The following is a 23645-nucleotide window of genomic DNA, read 5'->3' as shown; positions in this document are numbered from 1 at the left end:
ATGGTCGCTACCAACGGATTGCTGAATGCGCGCAGCGCTATCCGTATTGCCTTTTCTGCTCCTTGCCGCGCCCGCTCCGGCACAGGTCTCGGAAAGTCGCATCCATTCGCAACTTGCGGCCCAGGGCTACAAGAATATCGAATTCACAGAGATAGATGGGCAGCTTAAGTTGCGCGCGGTTCGGAGAGAATTCGTGCTCGAATCGGTCTATGACATCGAAACTGGAGAGCTTCTTTCCGACCGTGTAAGCCGGTTGGATGCGGGCCCGGACGTTGCTGAAACTGCTACAGAGCCGGCACCCGGCCCGGCATTAGTTGATACATCTTCGAAGAACCCGAGCATATCTGTCCAGAGCACTGCGAACAGTCCCGAAGCTGAAGATGAATCAGTTAAAGCCGCGCCCGCGACCCAATCGAGTGAGGATGAGCAGGGCAAAGCGCGAAGGATCAAAGATTCGCAGACATCATCCGCAACCAAAGCTGAGGCTGCGGCAGACGCACCGGCAAACTAGAGCCAGTTTACTTATTTTATTAGCGCCGCATTGTTTACATCGTGTCCTTGCGGCGTGATTTCCGTTGACTTTCAACCCGGCAGCCAATTCCAGGCTGCGCGATCGTCGAGGCGGCTGATCTTGTGATCGGCGATTTTGGTGAGCACCCAGGTGAGCCAGACCTCGGAATCCGCTGCGTTCATGCGGGCGATTTCGATGAGGGTGCAGGCAATCGCTGCGGCCTTGCCGCCGCTTTCGGCCCTCATGAGCAGATATTTCCTCCGCCCGACACTCAGCAGCCTGATTGATCGTTCACAGATATTGTTGTCCAGCTCCAGCTGGCCGTTATCGAGATAAGGCCCGCGCAGCAGCCGCGACGATCTCGCGGTCTACCGACAGGTCAAATGCCAGTTGATCGAGGCTCTCCGATTTGAAGCCGAACCCTACCTTGCGATGACCCGCGGGTTGATGTCCCAGCTTCTCGACCTTCAGGGCTGGAAACCTTGGCCAGACCGCGCAAATGCTCCGCCACCGCACGGAGTTCATCGGGATCGGAAGGCAAGGTTCGAGGTGTCGCCAGCTTGGCTGGATTTATACCGCCGTACCCCTCGCAAGGGCAGCTGATGATGCTGAATTTTGTGACAAATCTCCGGTCGTGAGAGGGCGCGACGTCTTTCGCGGTATGCGCCAGTCAATGCCTTCCAGAAGCAATGCCAGCATCGATGAACTGAGGCTGACTTTGCCGTCCTTCGCGGCCGGCCAGACAAACCGGCCCCTCTCCAATCGCTTGCTGAACAGGCAGTCTTTTCTCTTTTTTTGAATGTTGGTCGCGACGGTTGTCGGGGTTTACTATCTGGCAGACAGGCTGCAGCGCAGAACCGCGATAAGCACTAACATCCATGGACGTGCCGACTGGGGAAAAAACAAAGCGAGAATGTCACCGTCAAGCCTGCAGACTTCTCACCCCGACTTCCCCTTCCCCACGCGACTTGATCGCGGCCACGGCCGCGATGCTCCCCGCAGCCGTCGTGTAATACGGGATCTTGTCATACAGCGCGACGGCGCGGATTTCGCGGCTGTCGGCGATGGCTTGGGCGCCCTCGGTCGTGTTCAGGACCATGGCGATCTCGTCGTTTTTCAAGCGGTCGACGATGTTCGGGCGGCCCTCATAGACTTTGTTCACACGTTCGGACTCCACCCCGTTCTGTGCAAGGAAATCCGCGGTGCCGGTTGTCGCGATGATGGTGAAGCCCATGGCGGTCAGGTCGCGGGCGGCCTGTGCCATCGCCTCTGTCTTGTCGGCATCCTTGATTGACAGGAAAACTGCGCCGCTATGCGGAAGCTGGACGCCCGCGCCAAGTTGAGCCTTCAGGAAGGCGCGAGGGAAGTTGCGATCCCAGCCCATGACTTCACCAGTAGAGCGCATCTCGGGGCCGAGCAGCGTGTCGACGCCGGGGAAGCGGGCGAAGGGAAGGACGGCCTCCTTGACCGAGAACCACGGCGTGATCGGGTCGGCGAGCGTCAGCGGGTCGGCGAAGGGCAGATCGTCCTCTGGGCCGACGCCGTCCGGATAGGGTTCGCGCGCGGGGAAGTTCGACATCGGTTCCCCCGCCATGAGACGCGCGGCGATAGAGGCGATGGCGCTGTCCGTGGCCTTGGCGACGAAGGGGACGGTGCGGCTTGCGCGAGGGTTGACTTCGAGGACGAAGATTTCGCCGTTCTTGATCGCGAACTGAACGTTCATCAGCCCGACAACGCCGAGTTTCTGCGCCATGGCGACGGTCTGACGTTTCAATTCATCGATGGTCGCGGCATCCAGCGTGTGCGGCGGCAGCGAGCAGGCGGAATCGCCGGAATGGACGCCAGCTTCTTCGATATGTTCCATGATGCCGGCGACATGGACGGTTTCGCCGTCGGAAAGGGCGTCGACATCAACCTCTATCGCGCCGGAAAGGTAGCTGTCGAGCAGGACCGGGTTCTTGCCCGACACATCGACCGCATGGGTGATGTAACGGTTGAGGTGGTCCATATCGCGCACGATTTCCATCGCGCGGCCGCCGAGGACGTAGGAAGGGCGGATCACCAGCGGAAAGCCGACGCGCGCCGCGATGTCGCGGGCCTCCTCATCGCTATGGGCTATGCCGTTGACGGGTTGTTTGAGGCCCAGTTCCTGAAGCATTTGCTGAAACCGCTCGCGATCCTCTGCCAGGTCGATGGCGTCGGGCGAGGTGCCGAGGATCGGGATGCCGGCGGCTTCCAGGTCATTGGCCAGCTTCAGCGGGGTCTGGCCGCCGAACTGGACGATGACGCCGTGCAGCGTGCCGTTTTCCTGCTCGACCGACAGGATTTCCAGCACATGTTCCAGCGTCAGCGGTTCGAAATAAAGCCGGTCCGAGGTGTCGTAGTCAGTGCTGACCGTCTCGGGGTTGCAGTTGACCATGATGGTTTCATAGCCGGCATCGGTCAGCGCGAAACAGGCGTGGCAGCAGCAATAGTCGAACTCGATCCCCTGCCCGATCCGGTTCGGACCGCCGCCGAGGATAACGACCTTCTTGCGGTCTGACGGCCGTGCCTCATTCTCCACCTCGCCCATCGCGGGGGATTCATAGGTAGAATACATATAGGGGGTCTGCGCCTCAAACTCGGCGGCGCAGGTATCGATGCGCTTGAAGACCGGGTTGATGCCGTTATCGTGGCGGGTCCGGCGGATGTCGGATTCCTCGCGCCCGGTCAGCGCGGCAAGGCGGGCGTCCGAGAAGCCCATCATCTTCAGCGCACGCAGACCTTCTGCATCGGGCAGCCCGTTATCGCGAATACGGTTTTCGGTTTCGACGATTTCGCGGATGCGGGCAAGGAACCAGGGCTCAAAGGCGGTGACGGCATGGATTTCGTCATCGCTCAGCCCGTGGCGCATGGCCTGCGCAATGACCCTAATGCGGTCAGGGGTCTGGTTCGACAAGGCGCGAACAATGGCAGGCTTGCCCTCATCCAAGGCGCCGGGAATCTCGATATCGTCAAGGCCGGTCAGGCCATTCTCCATCGAGGCAAGCGCCTTTTGAAGCGATTCGTGGAAGGTCCGGCCGATGGCCATGACCTCGCCCACGGACTTCATCGCCGTGGTGAGCTCGGGCTTGGAGCCGGGGAATTTTTCGAAGGCGAAGCGCGGGATCTTGGTGACAACATAGTCAATCGACGGCTCGAACGACGCCGGGGTGACCTTGGTGATGTCGTTGTCCAGTTCATCCAGCGTATAGCCCACCGCCAGTTTCGCAGCGATTTTTGCAATCGGGAAGCCGGTCGCCTTGGAAGCAAGCGCCGAAGAGCGGCTGACGCGCGGGTTCATCTCGATCACCACCATGCGGCCGTCATCGGGATTGATGGCCCATTGCACGTTCGAGCCGCCGGTTTCGACCCCGATCTCGCGCAGAACCGCAATCGAGCCGTTCCGCATCCGCTGATATTCCCGGTCGGTCAGGGTCAGCGCGGGCGCGACGGTGATCGAATCGCCGGTATGGACACCCATAGGGTCGACGTTTTCGATGGAACACACGATGATCGCGTTGTCGGCATGGTCACGCACGACCTCCATCTCATATTCCTTCCAACCGAGCAGCGATTCATCGACCAGAATCTGCCCAACGGGCGAGGCATCCATGCCCGAGCGGCAAAAGTGAACATAGTCTTCACGGTTATAGGCCACACCACCGCCCGTGCCGCCAAGCGTGAAGGCGGGGCGGATGATGGCGGGAAGGCCGATATCTTCCAGAGCATCCAGGGCGATCTGAACGCCAGCCTCAAGATCGTACTTCCCACGCGAGTCTTTTGGCGCTGTGACGATGGTTGCTTTGGGGTTTTCCAACCCGATCCGGTCCATCGCCTCACGGAAAAGCTTGCGATCCTCGGCCATTTCGATGGCGCCGCGCTGTGCGCCAATCAGTTCTACCCCATATTTGTTGAGCACCCCCGCATCCGCCAGTGCGAGCGCGGTATTGAGCGCCGTCTGCCCCCCCATCGTCGGCAGCAGCGCATCGGGACGTTCGGCCGCAATGATCTTTTCGACCATGCCGGGGGTAATCGGCTCTATATAGGTCGCATCGGCCATTTCCGGATCGGTCATGATCGTTGCCGGATTGGAGTTGACGAGAACGACCCGATACCCCTCTTCGCGCAGCGCCTTGCAGGCCTGCGCACCGGAATAGTCGAACTCGCACGCCTGCCCGATCACGATGGGTCCTGCGCCGATGATGAGGATGGACTTGATGTCGGTTCTCTTCGGCATGTCGGGACCCCGGGCGCTTTCTTTCGGCAAATCGAACGGGGTTATAGTGAAAGGAGACCGGGACGCAAGGGGTTGGCACCGCTGCCGGTTCTCTTCCGAAGCCCCATGGATGGCTCCGCCATACCATATGCGCGTCCTTGCCGGGCATTTTCACCGACCGGTCAAAATAGCGAGGGCCGTCGAATAGCGATTTGCGACGGTGCTCTGGTTCATCGCATCCCGGGCGATGAACCTTGTGATCAGGGTCTCGACTTTATCCGGATCGGTGAACTGGCCCATATTTTCGCTGCCGAACATCTGCCAGGCGGCTTGCCTGAACTCCTCATGCTGACGATCAATCGGCAATTGCCCATAGGCGGCGCCGAACCCAAAGGCAGTCGAAAACACTTTGCGCAGCGGCGTATTTCCCAGCACCTCATACCATTTGGTATCGCTTGTGATGGTCGGGCGGCCAAGGCAGCAAGCTCTCGCCGCGCGTGGAGCGCCAGGCGCAGATTGTTGTCGCTTTCGCCCACCCGATTCTCAAATATGTTGGAGATATACAACGCCACGATGCGATCGGCGAAATCATCGGGTCGCGCCTGCTGGCCGCGCTGACTGCCGAAACCAAAATTCTCAGCCATCCTGCGATAGGTTTTGTCAGTCAAGCGGTTCGCAAGACTGCGAGGGTCAGCAAGGTCGCTTTCAAGAACCTTGCGGATGAAGGCCTTATGCGGAATATCACGCTCCAGCCCGAACGCCCGCAGCGCAACATCCATCATACGAAAGTCCGAGACGAGGGCATCCGCACTGGCTATTCCGCCGATCTTCCGGCGAAAGTTACTTGCAGCCTGTCTGACGGCACCGTCTTGGGCGACAAGGGCAGTCTGCCGCGCCTCGGTTCGTTTCAGAAGCGCCCAACCGGCCAACCCACCTGTGCCAGTCATCACATGAAAGGTCATGTCCGAGCCGCCATCAGACGTGCCTCTCGCGGCAAAAGGTTGCGGAGGGCACGCAACGCACCGTAGAAATTACCTTCAATGCAGCAGGTGGTCGCGGCCGACAGCAGGTTGCGGCTATCGCTGTCGTCGAAGACCTGTGTCAACCGCTCCACCTCACGAAGAAGTATCTGCGCACCCTCTTCTTGCGCTCGATCCCCTGACAGAACAAGCTGGGCTTCGTAGCAAGCGCGGCGCACTGGCGTATTCGTTTGATCCGGGTGTATCGCGTCCCTCAGCCGCAGGATATTTGCTGCGGGTGTGCGGATGGATATCCTTGTGCGGCGGTCACCGTTTTCTATCACAGCACCATTGATGAGTATCCGCTCCCCCGGTGCAAGCTTGAGCGACAACCCCGCCATCAAGAGCCTCCTTCGCCGCCAAGGCCACGCATCATGCTCAGGTTCACGTCCAGAAGCGCGTCAACAGATGCATCACCACGACGAATTTGAGCACTGTGATTGATAACAAAACCTGAAAGTGAAAGCAGCGACGCCCTCAGCTCTGCCGGCAGGCTATTTTCATCGGACGCAAGATCCACCGCCAGCAGCGTCCAAAGACGTTCGTTCTCGTGCAGAGCTTCGACAAGCTCTTTACTGTTTGCATCGGGATCCCTGCGTGCCCGTGCAAGCCTTGAGTTCAGCCGAAAAAAAAGACGCGCCTCAATCTCTCGTGGCGTCGCCACTTGACCGAGTAAAGAATCGTAGCCACGCGCAACTTGTGCATTCAACAGTTCTGCTCCTCATTCACCGTATCTTAAAGGATCGTCGCCGATGTCAAACAAGCGAAAGAAGGGGCGCAGACTTGCGCCCCTTACCGTCGTCTACCGGAATAGCGACAGCAGTGCCTGAGGCGCCTGGTTCGCAATCGACAGTGATTGGGTTGCCAGTTGCTGCTGAACCTGGAGTGCTTGCAGACGAGCCGATGCTTCTTCCATGTTTGCATCGACAAGCGCACCGATACCCGAGCGCATCGCGTCCGTCAGTTTGCCGATGAAATCACGCTGCGTTTCGAAACGACCCTGGGCGGAACCAAAGCTCGCTGCGGCGTCAACTGCCACCTTGATCAAACCTTCGATCTCATTCAGCGCACTTGCGGCACCGCCCTCTGCGGTAACATCAAGCCCCTGCAGTGCAGCAAGGCCGCCGCCCGCGCCAGATGCGGCCACTTCGCGCGTCGTGGTCATCGCCACCGTCATGTCCCCGTTGCCGGTGCCGGCATCAAAGGTCAGCTGACCACCACTCGCTGCCAGAGTGCCCCCTGCGCTTGCCGCCGTCTTGGCCGCGTTCAGACCGCTAACGACGGCGCTTATGTCATCCCCGACCTGAACGGTATACGAAAATGACGTACCACCTACATCCAGCGAGATCCTGTCACCGGCCAGCAGAGCCGTTCCGTCCGTGGTATCGGCGGAAACGTCGGTGGCCGCCAACGCAGTGCCCCCACCCTGAAAACTTAGCGAGCCAGGTATATTTGCAGCACCGCCGCCATCGGTCGCCGTTACGGTACCAGAGGGACCACTGACGGTCGTACCGGCGGAACCATCACCCACCCGCAGATCAAAGGTCTGAACGTCAATCGTGCCAACGGTGACCTGTCCATCAAGGCTGCGGTCAAGCGAAGACATCACCTTCATCGGGCTGGTCGTCGTACCGTTGATCAGGTTCTTGCCACTGAACTGCGCCGAGCTTACAGCAGATTTGATCTGCTCTTTCATGGCGTCGATGTCTTTCTGAATCTTGGCTCGGTCTTCGGCAGAGGTTCCGGCCTCTTGCGCAGAAATGACCTTCACCTTGATCTTGTTCAGCAGGTCAGAAATCGATTGGCTTGCCGCCCGTGCTGTTGCCACAGTCGATTCACCCAAGGCTAGAGTCTGGTCAATCGCCTTGAACGAAGCAACATCCGATTCCATCGTCTTCGAGATTGCCCAGATCGCCGCGTTGTCCTTTGCAGAGTTAATAACCTTGCCAGTCGAAATCTGATCCTGCGTCTTTGCAAGGCTTTGATTGATACCTTTGAGAGTCTGCAGCGCGACCATGGCGCCGTTGTTTGTCAGAATGCTGGACATATTGTCCTCCGTCAGAATGGCATTTGCCGTTTCCAGTTCCGGCCATTCTGACCGCAGGACTTCCCCGAACGCTTTCAGCGCCAGCCCAATTTGAGAGCCAAATCTATAAACGAGAAAACTTCGCAGATAGTCCAGCACTCCTTCAGCCTCATTTTATTCAATATTTTCCGAGCGACTTCGGCGCTGAGTTAACTTGCCTTTCTTTTCCGGATCCATCGTAGGTCCGCAATTGGTGAATATCCCCCGCTGCTGTCTCCAATATCGTCCGCGCGTCAGAGATGCCTGCCGCTACCGCATCGGCAAGTCCCGAAAGCCTTTCCAGGGAAGAAGTAAAGCCTGCATCGACGGCAACAGATCCTAGTAAGATTTTGTTTTCAATCTCAATAAGATAATCGACCGCATCTTCGCACCTTCCTTCACGCAACGCCATCGCAGCTTCGTCAAATAGAGATTGCACCTTAATCATCTTTGCCAATCTTAACCCCCAGATCAACCGCAGAAGACCAAGCCTCCGCATAGGCTCTGTTAAGGAAGGAGGTGAAATGTTGTTCGCCAGCGCCGCCAGAGAAATATCCACAATCACTTCGAGGCAAAATATGCTGAGTCACCTGTTCCAAAAAAGCCGATTGCAACCGTTGAGATGGAATTGCAACATTTAATCTCATACTATTTAATTTTTCCATTCTTACACCACCATTATTTTTCGATGATACTTTACATACGCGGCGCACCGTAAATATTCAGTAACTCGTTTTATGTAGATATAAGCCATGGAACTACGAATCATTGGATCATTGCCCGAGGGCCAGCAGTCATCATCGAAAAACAAGAATGACGCAAGCGCGCATTCGAAAGGGGCATTCGCGTGGCTTTTTGATAATACGATCGCAGCCGAAGTTCGGCCCGTCGTTCGGCCCCAAAGTAACGACCTTCCGGACGCTTTGTTTTCGCAACAGTTAGCAGAAGACGATGATACAACCTGCAAGCCAAACGCAGGCCATATGCCATGCCAGCATGACAAATCTTGGCGGGTTGAGAGGTTATCTTTTTTCTCACATTGCGACCACGGCCGGTCCAGTGAGGAACCAAACTTCAGTGAACCAACCGCAACGGCTTCGTCACACATAGGCGCAAGTGAGGTCGACCTGGAAAAGTCGCCTAAAGTATTGGATGTTAGCGAGCCTATTGCTCTTCATGCTCCTCCTTCTGCTACTGTGGGGAGGTCCTCAGGCGTTCCACAACCAGTTCGAACAGCATGGCACCCGGCCATTGCATCGACAGAGAACGGAACGCGCCGATCCGGTTTGGTTGTGCAGCCTAGCCATCGGATTGCGGCGCCAAAAGATCACAGAGCCGCACAAACCAAAAGCGACAGTATTGGCATTTGCTGGCAAGACAATGAGACGGTACCGCACCTGGTCCCTTATTGGCAGCAACGCCCGACGCTATTCCGGGGGAAAACTGGCAATAGCGTTACAATAGAGTCACAACCCAGACCGATAGTCGCTAAAGATGCAGTCGACAATACCAAGCTCGCGGCAACCGACGAAGTCGCGAAATATGCTGGATCAGCGCGATACGACAAGCTTTCTATCTCTGCAATCGCGACGCAGATACCTCTTCCACAATCAGGTATGTTGAGTGCTCATAGGGCTTGCATCAACGAAAGTGAAGCTACACGAATCGGAACGCATCATGCTTCGGTAGAACCGACGCCGGAGCCGGCGTTTCCAGCGGGGCCCGCAGTTTCAGACGAATATATAACTCTGTTCGATGTAACTTCGAATGCGCCAGAAGATAATGCTTTCAAAGTCTTGTTTTTCGGCCCCCATCCTGCGTCATACGTTTCCGGCCGGATTTTGAACAATGTTTCGCAACAGAAAAATGCTGCAATAGATGCGAAGTCGCGTTCATCTTCAATCGGCGTCCGATGTTCCATACTTCAAACGCGCGAATATAACGACTTTCTACTTCCTGACCTATCGCATCCGGAAGCGAGCAGCTCTTTGGAGTTCATCGCTTCACTCGCGCCCGACATCGAGCATTCTTCTGCCTGGCCGATAAATAAAGCCGGTAAAAATATCGGGACGCTTGCGCACGCAGAGTATTTAACCGGACATCTTCAGAGAGAAGGAGAGGGTCAGGATACCAAGGTTATTGGATCTGATGCGGCACCAATATCCGCCTCGACGCCCCCTCCAAAACCGGCGCATGGCCCGCCGGAAATAAACTCAGCTGCGAAAACTCTCGACATAGCGCGCCAGTTGGCCGGATCGATTGTGCTAAATCGGACTGAGAAGGGGATAACCGAAATGGTTCTGTCGCCGGAGGAATTGGGAAAGGTCCGCTTCAGCGTACGCAGTACCGACGGCCATCTGACGGTTTTGATTGCCGCTGAGCGCGCGGATACGCTAGCCCTCTTGCGTCGCAATGCTGATATTTTATCGGCGGAACTTGCTGACTTAAAGGCGGGCGAGATGACATTGGCCTTCGACAGCAAAGAAAACAATACAGATCAACAGCGAACGCTTGCGAAAGACCAACGCAGCAATGGGCAGGCGGTACCGGATCACAACGTCGAAGCGGGGGACGCCGAACCACAGCCCGACGGGAATACCAGCGCCCGAGCTGACGGCCATATCAGCATCCGCTTGTGAGCCACAACTCCAGAGGAACGACACAATGGTAAACAGCGCAGTTTCCACGACCTTCAAGGCCGAAGCGGCAGCGCCCACAAAACCGCTGAAAGAACCGACGGGAAAGGCACTGATTGTAGGCGGTGATTTTCAGACATTCCTGAAAATGCTGACCGCACAGATCAAAAATCAGGACCCGCTCAACCCGATGGAAGGGTCAGATTTTGCGGTTCAGCTCGCCACTTTTTCCGGCGTGGAGCAGCAGGTTCACACCAATAACCTTCTTAAGAATTTAACGGAATCCGGCGGCGCGAATGCTTTGGCGGCCTATTCCGATTGGATCGGAAAGCAGGTGCGTACAACGCAGCCGGTTTATGTCGGTGCCGATCCATTGATGATGGATATTCCCCACAGCACAAATGCCGATCAGGTATTCTTGGTAGCTCTGAACGCTGAGGGTGACAGGGTGAGGTCAGAGCGTGTTGAGGATCAGCAAGGGCTCGTTTATTGGCAAGCGTTGGACGCAAAAGGCGCGGCCTTACCTGTCGGCATTTATAGCTTCATGATCGAACGTTTTCGACATGGCGAAATGATATCGTCGGAGAAAGTGCCGACATATACCGACGTCGTGGAGGTCGCGCGCCAAGACGGTGAAGTTCATTTGACTCTCTCAGGCGGCGCGAAGGCCAAACCGGATGATGTCGAAGCATTGGCCATTCGTGGTATGTAAACATGATGTCGCCGCGATTTTACATACAGATCAGAGGCAAAGTGCGCGTTCCGTTTTGGGACATCAATGGAGGAAGAGACGCAGAACCTGCCGACAGTCTCTGCGCAAACAGAAGGTCCGGCTGATATCACTTAAGGCGTATGAATTCGATCGACACGCCCAATATGCGGCCCGCCTGGCCGTTAGAATGAGATATTGCTTTAACTCTGCCGCCGCAGGTAATGCCGTTTCATCGGCAAGATATCTTCAGGCTTTCACGCTCAGTCCCACCTGCACGAGCACGCCAAGCGTATAGTTGGCAAAGGAACTGCCTCTCATCGATATATTGGCAGCAATCACGTCCCTTGCTTCTATCCGGTGAGTGCGAAAATGAACCTATGGGCTGGCATATTTATCGCTTCGAGAAACGCGCGCCACGGTGTTGCTTGGTAACTTAGGAATTCTTTCGCACATTTGACGGTTATGCCGGTTTCTTTCAGACTTGCTGAGAGGAGTTGAGGATTGACGAGAACGGGAAGCCCAAAGTGATGGGGCAAGTGATCCGGATCGACGAAGTGCGGATCCGCGACCACCTTGGTGAGATGGCGCGCGGGACGGTCGAAGAGGCGCTGAACGCGATGCTTGACGCGGAAGCCGACCTGCTCTGCGGCGCGGGCCGTTATGAACGCAGCGAGGGCCGGAAAGACACCCGCGCAGGCAACTGCCAGCGTTTGCTGGACACGAAGGCTGGCAAGGTCAGCCTGAAGGTTCCGAAGCTGCGGCGGCAGAGGTTTGAGACCGAGCCATGTCACGCCATTGGTCCGAGTGACATGGCGAATGATCATCGAGCGGTATCAGCGCCGCGAAAGCTCGATCGAGGAGGCGCTGAACGCGATGTATCTGGCTGGCGTGTCGGTGCGTCGGGTCGAGGATATCACCGAGGCTTTGCGGGGCACGCGGGTTAGCCCGGCACGGTGAGCAACCTGAACAGTGAGCCTGTGAACGCCACTGGTCCGAGAGAACAGGCGAACGATCTATGCCAAGATTGACGCCTGGCGGAACCGGAAGTTCGAAGGCGATCACACTTACGGGCTCCGCCCGTTCTTGCCTCAAACCGTCCCCCAGAAGCTTTGCCGCTGCGCGGACAGGCGCGAACTGCAGACAGCCACTGGATCAAGCTGCGGAACAACAACCCGCTGGAGCGGATCATGAAGGAAATCCGGCCTCGCACCCGTGTTGTCGGCGCCTTCCCCGATGGAAAATCCTGCATCAACCTGGCCGCAGCCAGGCTGATGCACATTGCCGGCACCCAATGGTCGACGCGGAAATAAATGAATATGACCCCGCTATTCGCGGATCAAACCAAAGGAGCCGTCGTCGCGTGAACAAATCTGCCAAAGAGTCTTGACGCTACCACAACAACGAAAGCCTCAGCATAGGCAACGGCGGTGTCGCGCCCGCCATGAAACTGAACGCATGGAATTCTGCGAAAGCGCCCCTTTATAACGATGAGGATTACCTATTCAGTAGGTGCGTTTCGCTACCGCAAGCCATTGCGATTGATAGAAACTATTCTCCTCAGAAGTGCCGCTCGTAGATTCAGGGTGGCAATGAGTCCTGGTGAAGTGTGGCCCAAGACGATCTATTCGCTCATCGCTCAGCCAGAGAAAGTTGTCATCGTTCAAGTCTGCTTACGGAGTATGGATGATAACAAACACGCGAAGTCAATGGATGTGGAGCAATGCCTCATGGGAACAATCCCAGATATCCGGTGTTATCCTCAATGGAACGATCAAGGTCAACATGAGGTATTAAGAAATGGCTATTCTGAATGGGACCCCCGGTGCTGACGAAATATTCGGCACAGAGTTTTTTGATATCATAAACGGATTGACCGGAAACGACACGCTCTTTGGCTACAACGGTGCAGATGAGCTTTATGGCAATGCCGGCGATGACAGGATTTGGGCTGGTTTTGGCGACACCGGGAATGACAGCCTCTGGGGCGGATCCGGAGATGACGCCTTGGCTGGCGGAGACGGGAACGATCATCTGGAAGGCGATGAGGGCAACGACACCCTTTGGGGTGGCGATGGCGTTGACATGCTCAAAGGCGAAGAGGGCAGCGATCTGCTTGGCGGCGGTGCCGATGACGATTCGCTACTGGGAGAAGCGGGCAACGATACCCTCTGGGGTGGCACCGGGTCGGACTGGCTAGAAGGCGGAGTGGACAACGACCTCATGGGTGGCGGCACGGGAAATGACAGCCTGTATGCTCAGGGTGGGGATGACCTCGTCTACGGCTATCATGGAGACGACTTCCTTGATGGCGGCGATGGGGACGACGTGCTCTACGGTGGCGAAGGCAATGACGAGGTTTATGCGGGCAATGGCATGAACATGCTCTGGGGCGGCGCCGGGGATGATCTCCTGTATAGTCAGAATGGCAGTGAAGAGGATACCTTCGGCTTCCTCATGGGTCATGGACATGATGAAGTTTATGGTTTCGATGCTGGCCCTGAAGAAGGTGATGTCATCGACATCTCGGCTTTGGGCTTGGAAGGCCAACTCTCGGACCTGATTGACAATGGAACCATTACCCATGGTGGAGGGAATGTGGTGATAAACACCGCGGATGACTCATCTATCACCATTGTCGGAATGTCGATTTCGGATCTTCACGAGAACGACATCCTTATCTGAATTTCGGATTGGTAATTTTTCCGCCAGAATGCGCCCTGAAACGGGCGCATTCGTCATGTCAATCGCTGCGCTGTATCTAACAGCCCGCTGAAATAGTCCCTGATCCGGAACGCTGTCCCTGCATCACGGCTGCGTCACGCGAACGCGCTGCCTGCTGGCGCATTCGGTGTCTGACCGACAGGACGTAGACCTCATCCCGGGGACTGACGGTGGATCATGTCCAGAGCCGCCTTTCGCCCGGCCTGACCGTCGCCCTGTATAATCAGGCCGCAACGGTTTTCTATCAGCGAATGCCCGGTGAAACACAGCATCGCCCCGGTGCCGGGGGATTTCCTGTGCAGCCGCGCGTCCGGGTCTGTGGGCGAGGCATGGTGGTATTCGAACGCGTCTCGCCCCCGAGTGAGGGCAGGAATGCCATCGGTTCGAATAACTGCCCGAACGCCGCATCGAGGCTGGCCATCGCATCATTGACCACCTGTATGATCTTGCGCAGAGGGTGCCGCGGCGCGATGCGCTCTTCCAAATCGACATCGCTAAACAGCGACCAGATCACCTCGCCCGTTCCGCGCATAAATCACCACCGCCGTTAACGTGCCAAGGGTGAATCATGTTCTCACATCGCCGTAGAGGGCCGATTATTTCAGCAGGCTGTTAATGGCGAAAGAAAAAACGTGTCTCGACAATAAGATAGCGTTCCGTTAGGGGCTACGAAAAATTTCGCGAAAGGCAGAGGCTGTTCCGCCGACCCGTGAAGATAACGCTTCCTCGGTATATGATGAACTGGGAACTCAACAACCTGTTTCAACGCTATGCCGGCGAAATCAGGCGCGCGTTTATTCGGCGCGGGCACGGTGTCGAGGAATCTGCCGACCTTACGCAGGATGTCTTTCTTCGCCTGATAAAGGCCGAAGTCAAAACTGATCTGGTAAATCCAGGCGCCTACCTGCATCAAATTGCAAGAAATCTTTCCATCGACAGCGGCCGCAGCGCGCAATACGGTCATATCGTCGAGGCCCCGCATGAGGTGGTAGAAGCGATCGCCGACCCGCAGCCGGGACAGGATGCGGATCTGCTTTACCATCAGAAGCTGAGAACGGTCGAGAAGGCTTTGCTGGATTTGCCGATGAAGACCCGGCGCGCGTTTGAGCTTTACCAGCTCGAAGGGATGACCATGAGCCAGACGGCAGAGGCGATCGGCCTTTCCGTATCGCGCACATGGACATTGGTCCAGCGTGCTTATGAGGCGTTGCGCGAGGCTCTGGACGATGAGGATTCTTTCATGTCATCTGACGAGGCGGAGAAATGAGGGGGGATCGGAAGTCCGTGGCCTACAGTTGGCATCAGATTTCCGGGTTGGATGTCGGGGAAAAGTTTCGTGACCAGCGATAAAGCGCAGGTGGATCAGATGTATCGGGAGGCGTTCGAGCTTCTGACGCGTCTTCGCGATGATCCGGGAAATCCGGCGCTTCACATCTGTGCGGATAGCTGGCGCGGGCGAGGAACGATGTATCAACAGGTCTGGACCCGCGCTGCAGGCATCGACTTCATGTCGCGCCAGATCGTGCGCGCGCGGCAGCCTCCGACAGTTGCAAAGCGTCGCCTGTCGCGTCGATCTCTGTTTCTGGGCGGTACAGCGGCGACGCTTGCGGCGGCCTGCGGAACCCTTTTCTTGCCGCCGCTCATGCTGCGCGCAACGGCCGACCACCTGACCACGAAGGGCGAGATACGAAATCTGCAACTTTCAGATGGCAGTGCCGTTGCCCTTGGCCCGGACAGCGCAATCCGTGTGCGGATCGACGATTCCACCCGACAGGTCGACCTGCTGAAAGGTATGGCCTATTTCGATGTCGCGCCCGATCCCGCAAAGCCGTTCACGGTAATGGCCGGCGCGGTCTCTGTTCAGGTGCTTGGCACCTCGTTCGATCTAAGCATAGACGCGGATAGCGTTTCCGTTTCGGTAGAGCGTGGCATTGTTGAGACCATGTCAAACGACATGCCGGTTCCCGAACGGTTGATTGCCGGCGACTGGATAGCGTTCACGGAAGGCGAGACCCCGACCATTCGCGGGAAACGTGAAGCCAGCACAATTGCATCATGGCGCAACGGGATGGTCCAGGTCGAGAATGAAACCGTTGCGACCGTGGTCGCACGAATCGCACGCTGGCACGATGCCCGCGTGGTGATCGCTGATCCTTCGCTGCGCAACCGGCGGGTCAGCGGAGTGTATAATCTTAGCCAGCCCGAAGCGGCCCTACGGGCAGTAGTCGCACCTTTTGGCAGCAATGTTCGGCGCATTTCACCGCTGATGCTGGTCATTTCGGATATCTGAACACAAAAAAAGTAAAAAAAGTCTGAACGGTGGCAGAAAATCCGGCCCCCGACTTCGTCTTACAACGTGTAGCCATCGGCAACCCAGCTGTAGCCAGACCAGAAAACAGACGAAGGAAGGAGCCGAGGACGCTATGAGCGTGACCGGACAAATACGTATTTTCTCCATGTTGGGACGGAAAACCGCAATCGCCTCGATGATGGCCACGACCTGCCTGACCGGCGCAATCGTGACCGCCAGCCCGGCGCATGCTCAGGCGAACCAGTCAGTGACCATCGACATTCCGGCGGGACCGCTTTCCGCAGCGCTTGCCCGGCTTGGACAGCAGACGGGGCTGCAGATAAGCTATATTCCCGGCATCGTCGCGAACAAGACAACGGGCGGCACGAACGGAGCAATGAGCGTCGAGGCGGCCATTCAGCAGATACTGGCAGGGACCGGGCTTGCGTATTCAATCGTCGACAGCATCGTAACGGTTTACCGGCTGCCGTCTCAGGCAACGTTTTCGCCGGTTTCCGACGACTCGATCCTGCTGGACACAATTGTTCTCAGCGCACAGTCCGAGGGCGCAGCGGCGGTCTATTCCGCGCCGCGTTCAACCCTCCATATCTCGGAAGAGCAGCTTGAGCGCGTGGGTCGAAGCTCTGCGGCAGATGTGCTGCGCGGGCAGCCTGGCGTGCAGGTCGGTGACGGACGAAATGGTGGCGGCCTGGATGTCAATATCCGCGGAATCCAGGGGCAAAGCCGCGTGGCCGTTACAGTCGATGGTTCACAGCAGTCGCTGAACGTGTCCCGCGGCTACGCCGGCACGCAAAATCGCACATATGTTGACCCCGATATGATCAGCGAAGTCGCTATCACCAAGGGTGCGGCGAATGATCCGGGCACTGCCGGGGCGATTGGCGGCAGCGTCAATATGACCACATTGCGCGCCGATGATATCCTTCTGCCCGGCAAGAATTGGGGTGTGCGCCTGCGGGGCGAGTTACAGAACAACGGTGTCGCCCCCCCGTATCGGGGTGATCGTCGGATTAAGAGTGACACTGTGTTGCGGGCGGTACCAAGTACTGATCGCGGAAATATTTTCAATTCCGATAGCAAATCCGGCAGCATTGCCTTGGCATTTGCTGGCGACAACTGGGATCTGGTCGGCGCATATGCCCGCCGTGCACAGGGCAACTATATCACCGGAACCAAAGGACGCGACAAGTATCGCATCTTCACAACCGACTATAAGGGCGACCCCTATGAGGAAAACTCTGTCGCGATGGTTTTCAATGACGGCGAAGAAGTGCTTAACAGCTCGTCAGAGACGCAATCCGTTCTTCTGAAGGGCAGCTATCAGCCGGCGCCCGATCACAATATCGAACTGAGCTATCGCTATTTCGACGGAAATTATGGCGATGTCATGCCCTCGACGATATTCCGTTTGGGCAAGGCTGGGGTCATGCAATATCCGCTCAGCTCGGTCGAGATGAACTCCGCCACGCTGCGCTATGACTATGATCCGGCTGGAAACGACCTGATCGATCTTTCGGCCAAGCTCTGGGTGACGGACACCAAAAGCGAGCAGATCAGCCTTGTCAAGGGGCCTGCGTCGCTGGACTTCGATGGTCAATACGACTGGGCACCTTTCCAGAATACGCGCATCGGTCTGGATATCACAAACCGTTCCGAATTCGTCACCTCTATTGGCGAGTTTACGCTGGACCTCGGCGCAGGGTTCCAGCACGAGAACCTGGAACCCCAGGATTGGGTCGTCATCACCGATGATGACCGCTCGAAGCTGGACATCATGCGCGACGCCTATCGGTGGGAGGCGAATGTCGGCGGCAAGCTGGAATATCGCCCGAATGACCGGCTGTCCGTCTGGGGTGGGCTGCAATACACGAAGGGTCGCACGCAGGATCGTAACGAGACAGCGTTTGAACGTTTCGGCTACGTAACCTGGTCCGGCGAGAAGATGAGCAATCGCAGTGGCGGCCTGGCCCCGTCGATTGGCGTCAAATACAATTTCGGGCCTGAGACCTTTGTTTATGCGACCTACAAAGAGGCGATCCGAACACCGGCCCTGTTCGACACAACGATGGGCACCTTGCAAAACATGCCAACCAAGGGGCTGAAAGCGGAACGCGCCAAGTCGTTCGAGTTGGGCGCCAGCACCAGTCATGATGACCTGTTCGGCAAGGGCGTCAGCGGCGCCTTCAAGCTGGCATACTTCGATACCGAGGTCGAAGACTATATCACCCGCTACTACGACGGGTACAACTTCGGCAGAATGTTGATGACGAATGCCGACAGCTTCTCGACCCGAGGGCTGGAATTGCAGTCGAAACTCGATAATGGTCGCTTCTTCGCAGATGTATCGGTTACGCATTATCTGGATATCGAAACCTGCGACGCCGAATATGCGCAGCATCTTCGTGCCACGGCAAGACCTTGGCGCAGGACCGAGGATACCCCGGAGTGCACCGCCGGCAGCTTCATGGGTTCCTACGCCAACACCCAGAACCCGCCGAAAACGGCAGTGAATCTGACGCTCGGCACCCGTCTGCTGGATGAGCGGCTGACCCTTGGTGGTCGGATGAGCTATAGTTCCGGGCCGACTGAGAAGCTGGATCAACCTTGGCACAAAGGTCGCACCTCGGATCAGTTGGAATACAAGGCCGTATCGATCTTCGACGCCTTCATGAGCTATGAAATCCGCGACAACGCGGTATTCAACGCCTCGGTTTCCAACATTACCGACCGCTACTATCTCGACCCGCTGGCGCAAAGCTACATGCCTGCGCCTGGCCGGACATTCCGCGCCGGTCTGACGATGAAGTTCTGAAACTAACTCGGGCGGCAGCCAACTGGCCTGCCGCCCGAGCTTTCACCTGCGAATAACTCTCTTCAATCAGGCCATCGCGATGACCCAGATAGTCTACCTAAAGCCGCCCGAAAACATTGCAGATCGTGCCGCTACGCTACGCATATCGACGCGCACAGCCCATGAGGGCGTGGATGAAGCAATCATGAAAAGCGGCGCCCTCGACAGTCCGCAGAACTACCATCGTTTTGTCCACTTCCAGCACCAACTGATCCTCGACGTCGAACCGCTGTATCGTCGCGAGGATCTGCAGAAGATTTTTCCCGACCTCTCTCAGCGAAGTCGCCTTGCCGCTGTTCAAAGTGACGCAGCGTATCTGGGGATTGATCCACCCATCGGCCGAAGCGGAGCGGATCTATACGACATTGGCATCCCCGAGGCACTTGGCTGGCTTTATGTCAGCGAGGGGTCCAACCTTGGTGCGGCCTTCCTGGCAAAGCTGGTGTGGGCACATGGCCTGACAGATGACGCCGGAGCCACGCATCTTGCTCCACCTGCTATCGGGCGCGCAGCACATTGGCGTGCCTTTACAGCTTCGCTCAATGCCGTAGAGCAGACGCCCGATGAGGATCGCCGCACCATCGAAAGCGCGCGTCGTGCATTCGCACATGTCAGAGCCCTGATAGGTTCCCACCTCTAGCGTCCACCGCAGAAACAGGCGCTGCTCCGGGCGGTCATCAAATGCGCGAATTCGTTAACGTCCGCCTGGCATCTGCGCCCCGAACATCTCCTTCGCTCAACGTGGTTTCCCATGCCTCCACAATCAGGAAGTAGGAGCAACGTGCCGACCAATATACTGATTGGTGGAGCCGAGGGGAATCGAACCCCTGGCCTCGTCATTGCGAACGACGCGCTCTACCAACTGAGCTACGGCCCCATCAGAATTGGTATTAGGGATCGCCATTCCGCAATGTCAAGCAGCGACAGGTGGGGTTGCGTCGGCGGCGGGCGCGCGTCATGACGTCGCTGAAAGGGGGCGTCGATGGATTTCGTTATATTGGGTGCAGGACAGGCTGCGGCGTCGCTGTCGGCAAAGCTGAGGGCGTTGAGCGCGGAGGCCTCGATTACGGTGATCGGGGACGAGAGCGCGCCGCCATATCAGCGCCCGCCGCTTTCCAAAGCCTATCTGCTTGGTGAAATGCCGATTGAACGACTGACGCTTCGGGCAGATGCCTGGTGGGAGGAGCAGAACATCCGCCTGCTGACAGGATGCAAGGCGCTGCGCATTGACCGGGACGCGAAACGTATCGAAACCACGCAGGGTCCGGTCACCTATGACCGACTGGCTCTGACGCTGGGCGCGACGCCGCGCAGGCTGCCTGATGCGCTCGGCGGGGATCTGGGTGGCGTTCATTGCGTGCGGAGCATTGCGGATATTGAAGCGCTGAAGGGTGAGCTTCGGTCCGGTCGCAATCTCGTCGTGATCGGGGGTGGATATATCGGGCTGGAAGCCGCAGCGGTTGCGCGGAAACTGGGCCTGAATGTCACTGTGGTGGAGGCCGCGCCGCGCATCCTCGGGCGGGTCGCGGCGGCTGAAACCGCGTCAATGATACGCGACGTGCACCATGCGAACGGTGTCACCATCCTTGAAGGCACCGGTCTTCAGGCATTGCGTGGGCAGGGACATGTTGAAACCGTTGCGCTGAGCGACGGGCGCAGCCTTCCCGCCGATCTTGTGGTTCTTGGCATCGGCATCGCACCGGAAACGTCGCTCGCCGCTGAGGCCGGGCTACAGATCGAAAATGGGATCGCCTGCGATGAACAGGGGCAAACGTCGGATCCCGCTATCTGGGCTGCGGGGGATTGCGCGTCTTTCCCCTGGCATGGGCAGCGTATCCGGCTGGAAAGCGTCGGTAACGCAATAGATATGGCGGAACTGGTGGCGGAGAATATGCTGGGCGCGCAGAAGGCATATGCGCCAAAGCCCTGGTTCTGGTCGGATCAATATGATGCCAAGTTGCAGATTGCCGGACTTAGCGCGGGCTATGACCAGATCGTATTCCGGCCTGGCGACAGCAGCCATTCGGGTTCCGTCTGGTACTATGCAAACGACGCGCTCATCGCCGTCGACGCATTGAATGATGCACGCGCCTATATGGTCGGCAAACGGCTGATCGAGAGTGGCCGCACCCCTGATCCGAAGCTGGTCGCCGACCCGGCCATTGCCGTAAAGGAACTGATGTGAGGATCATCGGCGGCAAGCTGCGCGGGCTGAAGCTGGCCGATATCGGCGCCGGCGATCCGGCGGCGCATCTTCGGCCAACGACCGACCGCGTGCGGGAAACGATGTTCAACCTGCTGATCAACAGCCTGGGCATCGGAATAGACGGCGCAAGGGTTCTGGACCTGTTCGCGGGAACTGGCGCGCTTGGGCTGGAGGCTCTGTCGCGTGGCGCGGCGCGTGTGGCCTTTGTTGATGACGGCGCAGCGGCGCGGGCGCTTCTGCGAACGAATATCGAGAAGGCGCGGGCGATGAGCACAACCGACGTCTGGCGCCGGGATGCGACGCGGCTGGGGCCAAATCGCGGGCCGGGCTATGATCTGATTTTCATGGACCCGCCCTATGGCAAGTCGCTGGGCGAGGCAGCCCTGCAATCGGCATTGGATGGCGGATGGCTGACGGAACAGGCGGTGGTCGTCTGGGAAGAAAGCGCGCCCCCTGCCCTGCCCGCCGGTTTCGATCTGCTGGATCAGCGGCGCTATGGCGATACCGTGGTGACGATCCTTCAGCACCGCGCCTGAGAGTGGCGCGGCGCAAGCAACTCATTCCCGGCAAACGATTCACGCTGGAAACCTACCGGATCGGCACTATTAATCGCGCAGAAGATCGTTGATCGAGGTTTTGGACCGCGTCTTTTCGTCCACCCGTTTGACGATCACCGCGCAATACAGGTTCACGCCATTCTTGGACGGCAAAGAACCAGATACAACGACTGAGCCGGACGGAATTTCGCCATAGGTTACATTGCCGGTCTCACGGTCGACAATCTTTGTCGATTGGCCAAGAAAAACGCCCATGCCGATGACCGAGCCTTCACGGACGATCACACCCTCAACCACCTCCGAGCGGGCACCGATGAAGCAATTGTCCTCGATAATGGTCGGACCGGCCTGCATCGGCTCCAGCACGCCGCCGATACCGACGCCGCCAGACAGGTGCACATTCTTGCCGATCTGGGCGCAGGAACCGACTGTCGCCCATGTATCGACCATCGTGCCCTCATCGACATAGGCACCGAGATTCACAAAGCTGGGCATCAGCACCACGCCCTTTGCGATGTACGCAGATTTGCGCACCACACAGTTTGGCACCGCACGGAAACCGGCGGCACGCCACTGGTTGTCACCCCATCCGGCAAACTTGCTGTCGACCTTGTCCCACCAGCCACCATTCTGCGGGCCGCCTTCCTGCATTTCCATGTCCTTGATACGGAAACCCAGCAGCACAGCCTTTTTCGCCCATTGATTGACGTGCCAGTCATCGCCGCGCTTCTCGGCAACGCGCAGCCTGCCGCTGTCGAGCGCGTTCAGCGTATCCTCGATCGCCTCACGGGTTTCGCCGGTCGTCGCGGGCGTGATGGTATCGCGGGCCTCCCAGGCAGCTTCAATGGCTTGTTCCAACGCGTCGTTCGACATGGGCTATTCTCCATCAGGGTAGAAACTCTTGTCCAAGGGCTATAAGCGGGGGGGTGAGTTGGCGCAATGCGCCCGACCCAATCAGAGGCCGATATGACCGAAGAAGAAGCACGCGCACATCCATTTCCACACAGCCGCGAGGACGCCAAATCGGCCGAAAAGACCCCGGACACGCCACAAACGCGCGCTCCGGCCTACAAGCTGGCATTCGCGGATAATGATTTCCTGCTCCGCGAGGAACTTCGGGCCGTGCGCCTGCAACTGGAACTGCTGAAACCTCAGATGATCCTTGACGAACGCGGGATCGAATCGACGGTGGTGATGTTCGGCGGCGCGCGCATTCCCGCGCCCGAACATGTGGATCAGGCACGGACAGAGACGCTGGCGGGCCTTTCGAAGTATTATCAGGAAGCCTATCAATTCGCGAAACTGATGACCGAACGCAGCCTTGAAAGCTATGGCCGCGAGTTCGTGATCTGCACGGGCGGCGGCCCCGGCGTGATGGAGGCAGGCAACAGAGGCGCACATGACGCGGGCGGTCAATCTATCGGCTTGGGCATCGTGCTGCCGCATGAGCAGGCACCGAATGAGTTCGTGACACCCGACCTGTCCTTCAACTTCCACTATTTCGCCATCCGCAAGATGCATTTCCTGCTTCGCGCAAGGGCGATCACCGTTTTCCCGGGCGGGTTCGGCACATTGGACGAACTGTTTGAAACCCTGACGCTGATCCAGACCGGCCGGATGAAGCCAGTGCCGATCCTGCTGTTCGGGCAAGAGTTCTGGGACAAGATGATAAACTGGGAAGCTCTGGCCGATGCGGGCACGATCAGCGCCGAGGATCTGAACCTGTTCCGTTATGTCGAGACGGCTGACGAAGCCGTCGAGATCATCGACAATTTCGATCCGAACGCCTGTGATTAAACGGCTGCCCCGGCGCCCGGTC

20 protein-coding genes, 1 tRNA gene and 5 pseudogenes are annotated in these 23645 nt (G+C 57.7%); 12 read left to right on the top strand and 14 right to left on the bottom strand.

Annotated elements, in window-relative coordinates; all coding sequences use genetic code 11:
* Positions 1-25 precede the first annotated feature (25 nt).
* A complete protein-coding gene (locus tag PAF20_RS00495; protein WP_271071809.1) occupies positions 26-511 on the top strand; it encodes a hypothetical protein in 486 nt (161 codons plus the stop codon).
* Between the two features lie 71 nt (positions 512-582).
* Here the strand turns inward: PAF20_RS00495 and PAF20_RS00490 are convergent, their stop codons facing one another.
* The 10 genes and pseudogenes from PAF20_RS00490 to PAF20_RS00450 all read right to left on the bottom strand — a co-directional run bounded on the left by PAF20_RS00490 (position 583) and on the right by PAF20_RS00450 (position 8497).
* Positions 583-858 carry a transposase domain-containing protein gene (locus PAF20_RS00490; RefSeq protein ID WP_271073220.1) on the bottom strand — a complete coding sequence of 92 codons (276 nt, stop codon included), beginning with the start codon at positions 856-858 and terminating at the stop codon, positions 583-585.
* Between the two features lie 223 nt (positions 859-1081).
* A pseudogene (tnpB, locus tag PAF20_RS00485) lies at positions 1082-1291 on the bottom strand (IS66 family insertion sequence element accessory protein TnpB); the annotation flags it as partial.
* Between the two features lie 142 nt (positions 1292-1433).
* Positions 1434-4769 carry a carbamoyl-phosphate synthase large subunit gene (carB, locus tag PAF20_RS00480; protein WP_271071808.1) on the bottom strand — a complete coding sequence of 1112 codons (3336 nt, stop codon included), beginning with the start codon at positions 4767-4769 and terminating at the stop codon, positions 1434-1436.
* 150 nt (positions 4770-4919) lie between these two features.
* Positions 4920-5210 carry a DUF1217 domain-containing protein gene (locus tag PAF20_RS00475; protein WP_271073219.1) on the bottom strand — a complete coding sequence of 97 codons (291 nt, stop codon included), beginning with the start codon at positions 5208-5210 and terminating at the stop codon, positions 4920-4922.
* A 35-nt stretch (positions 5211-5245) separates the two neighbouring features.
* Positions 5246-5527, bottom strand: a pseudogene (locus PAF20_RS18800) (DUF1217 domain-containing protein); the annotation flags it as partial.
* A gap of 179 nt (positions 5528-5706) precedes the next feature.
* Positions 5707-6108: a flagellar biosynthesis repressor FlbT gene (gene flbT, locus PAF20_RS00470; protein ID WP_271071807.1), complete on the bottom strand. Its 402-nt coding sequence runs from the start codon at positions 6106-6108 to the stop codon at positions 5707-5709.
* The gene (flaF, locus tag PAF20_RS00465; RefSeq protein WP_271071806.1) at positions 6108-6476 is read right to left on the bottom strand and encodes a flagellar biosynthesis regulator FlaF; all 369 of its coding nucleotides are present in this window, start codon (positions 6474-6476) and stop codon (positions 6108-6110) included. The genes flbT and flaF overlap by 1 nt, the downstream gene beginning before the upstream one ends.
* Positions 6477-6569: 93 nt before the next feature.
* Positions 6570-7952 (bottom strand): flagellin N-terminal helical domain-containing protein, encoded by a 1383-nt coding sequence (locus tag PAF20_RS00460; RefSeq protein WP_353620602.1) that lies wholly within the window; start codon positions 7950-7952, stop codon positions 6570-6572.
* Between the two features lie 19 nt (positions 7953-7971).
* Entirely contained in the window at positions 7972-8289 is a 318-nt protein-coding gene (locus PAF20_RS00455; protein WP_271071805.1) for a hypothetical protein, read from the bottom strand.
* Positions 8273-8497, bottom strand: coding sequence for a hypothetical protein (locus PAF20_RS00450; protein WP_271071804.1), 225 nt, complete (start codon positions 8495-8497; stop codon positions 8273-8275). The genes PAF20_RS00455 and PAF20_RS00450 overlap by 17 nt, the downstream gene beginning before the upstream one ends.
* Before the next feature lie 87 nt (positions 8498-8584).
* Between PAF20_RS00450 and PAF20_RS00445 the strand changes: the two genes are divergently transcribed.
* The 4 genes and pseudogenes from PAF20_RS00445 (at position 8585) to PAF20_RS00430 (ending at position 13862) form a co-directional block, all read left to right on the top strand.
* Entirely contained in the window at positions 8585-10471 is a 1887-nt protein-coding gene (locus PAF20_RS00445; RefSeq protein ID WP_271071803.1) for a flagellar hook-length control protein FliK, read from the top strand.
* Positions 10365-11180, top strand: coding sequence for a flagellar hook capping FlgD N-terminal domain-containing protein (locus tag PAF20_RS00440; RefSeq protein WP_353620614.1), 816 nt, complete (start codon positions 10365-10367; stop codon positions 11178-11180). Before PAF20_RS00445 ends, PAF20_RS00440 begins: the two co-directional genes overlap by 107 nt.
* Before the next feature lie 527 nt (positions 11181-11707).
* A pseudogene (locus PAF20_RS00435) lies at positions 11708-12490 on the top strand (transposase).
* A gap of 487 nt (positions 12491-12977) precedes the next feature.
* On the top strand, positions 12978-13862 hold the full coding sequence (locus tag PAF20_RS00430; protein WP_271071801.1) for a calcium-binding protein: 885 nt from the start codon (positions 12978-12980) through the stop codon (positions 13860-13862).
* 194 nt (positions 13863-14056) lie between these two features.
* On the opposite strand, the pseudogene PAF20_RS18910 reads toward PAF20_RS00430, so the two are convergent.
* Positions 14057-14256: pseudogene (locus PAF20_RS18910) on the bottom strand (IS5/IS1182 family transposase); the annotation flags it as partial.
* 30 nt (positions 14257-14286) lie between these two features.
* Positions 14287-14433 (bottom strand): annotated as a pseudogene (locus PAF20_RS18905) (IS5/IS1182 family transposase); the annotation flags it as partial.
* Positions 14434-14637: 204 nt separating this feature from the next.
* On the opposite strand from PAF20_RS18905, the gene PAF20_RS00420 reads away from it, so the two are divergent.
* The 4 genes from PAF20_RS00420 to PAF20_RS00405 all read left to right on the top strand — a co-directional run bounded on the left by PAF20_RS00420 (position 14638) and on the right by PAF20_RS00405 (position 19703).
* A complete protein-coding gene (locus PAF20_RS00420) occupies positions 14638-15168 on the top strand; it encodes an RNA polymerase sigma factor (protein WP_271071800.1) in 531 nt (176 codons plus the stop codon).
* A 69-nt stretch (positions 15169-15237) separates the two neighbouring features.
* The gene (locus PAF20_RS00415; RefSeq protein ID WP_271071799.1) at positions 15238-16191 is read left to right on the top strand and encodes a FecR family protein; all 954 of its coding nucleotides are present in this window, start codon (positions 15238-15240) and stop codon (positions 16189-16191) included.
* Positions 16192-16324: 133 nt separating this feature from the next.
* Positions 16325-19024, top strand: a complete 2700-nt coding sequence (locus PAF20_RS00410) for a TonB-dependent receptor (RefSeq protein WP_271071798.1) — start codon at positions 16325-16327, stop codon at positions 19022-19024.
* A gap of 79 nt (positions 19025-19103) precedes the next feature.
* The gene (locus PAF20_RS00405; RefSeq protein WP_271071797.1) at positions 19104-19703 is read left to right on the top strand and encodes a biliverdin-producing heme oxygenase; all 600 of its coding nucleotides are present in this window, start codon (positions 19104-19106) and stop codon (positions 19701-19703) included.
* Between the two features lie 161 nt (positions 19704-19864).
* Here the strand turns inward: PAF20_RS00405 and PAF20_RS00400 are convergent.
* Positions 19865-19940, bottom strand: a tRNA-Ala gene (locus tag PAF20_RS00400).
* Positions 19941-20045: 105 nt separating this feature from the next.
* Between PAF20_RS00400 and PAF20_RS00395 the strand changes: the two genes are divergently transcribed.
* Both PAF20_RS00395 and rsmD read left to right on the top strand, forming a co-directional pair.
* Positions 20046-21248, top strand: coding sequence for an NAD(P)/FAD-dependent oxidoreductase (locus PAF20_RS00395; protein ID WP_271071796.1), 1203 nt, complete (start codon positions 20046-20048; stop codon positions 21246-21248).
* Positions 21245-21805, top strand: a complete 561-nt coding sequence (gene rsmD / locus PAF20_RS00390; protein WP_271071795.1) for a 16S rRNA (guanine(966)-N(2))-methyltransferase RsmD — start codon at positions 21245-21247, stop codon at positions 21803-21805. The genes PAF20_RS00395 and rsmD overlap by 4 nt, the downstream gene beginning before the upstream one ends.
* A 69-nt stretch (positions 21806-21874) precedes the next feature.
* On the opposite strand, the gene dapD is transcribed toward rsmD, so the two are convergent.
* On the bottom strand, positions 21875-22699 hold the full coding sequence (dapD, locus tag PAF20_RS00385) for a 2,3,4,5-tetrahydropyridine-2,6-dicarboxylate N-succinyltransferase (protein ID WP_271071794.1): 825 nt from the start codon (positions 22697-22699) through the stop codon (positions 21875-21877).
* 93 nt (positions 22700-22792) lie between these two features.
* Between dapD and PAF20_RS00380 the strand changes: the two genes are divergently transcribed.
* The gene (locus tag PAF20_RS00380; RefSeq protein WP_271071793.1) at positions 22793-23623 is read left to right on the top strand and encodes an LOG family protein; all 831 of its coding nucleotides are present in this window, start codon (positions 22793-22795) and stop codon (positions 23621-23623) included.
* Positions 23624-23645: the final 22 nt, after the last annotated feature.

It is taken from the genome of Paracoccus albus, assembly GCF_027913035.1.
Lineage (GTDB): Bacteria > Pseudomonadota > Alphaproteobacteria > Rhodobacterales > Rhodobacteraceae > Paracoccus > Paracoccus albus.
The sequence above is the reverse complement of the archived record's forward strand: the minus strand, read 5'-3'. Positions and strand labels throughout refer to the sequence as shown.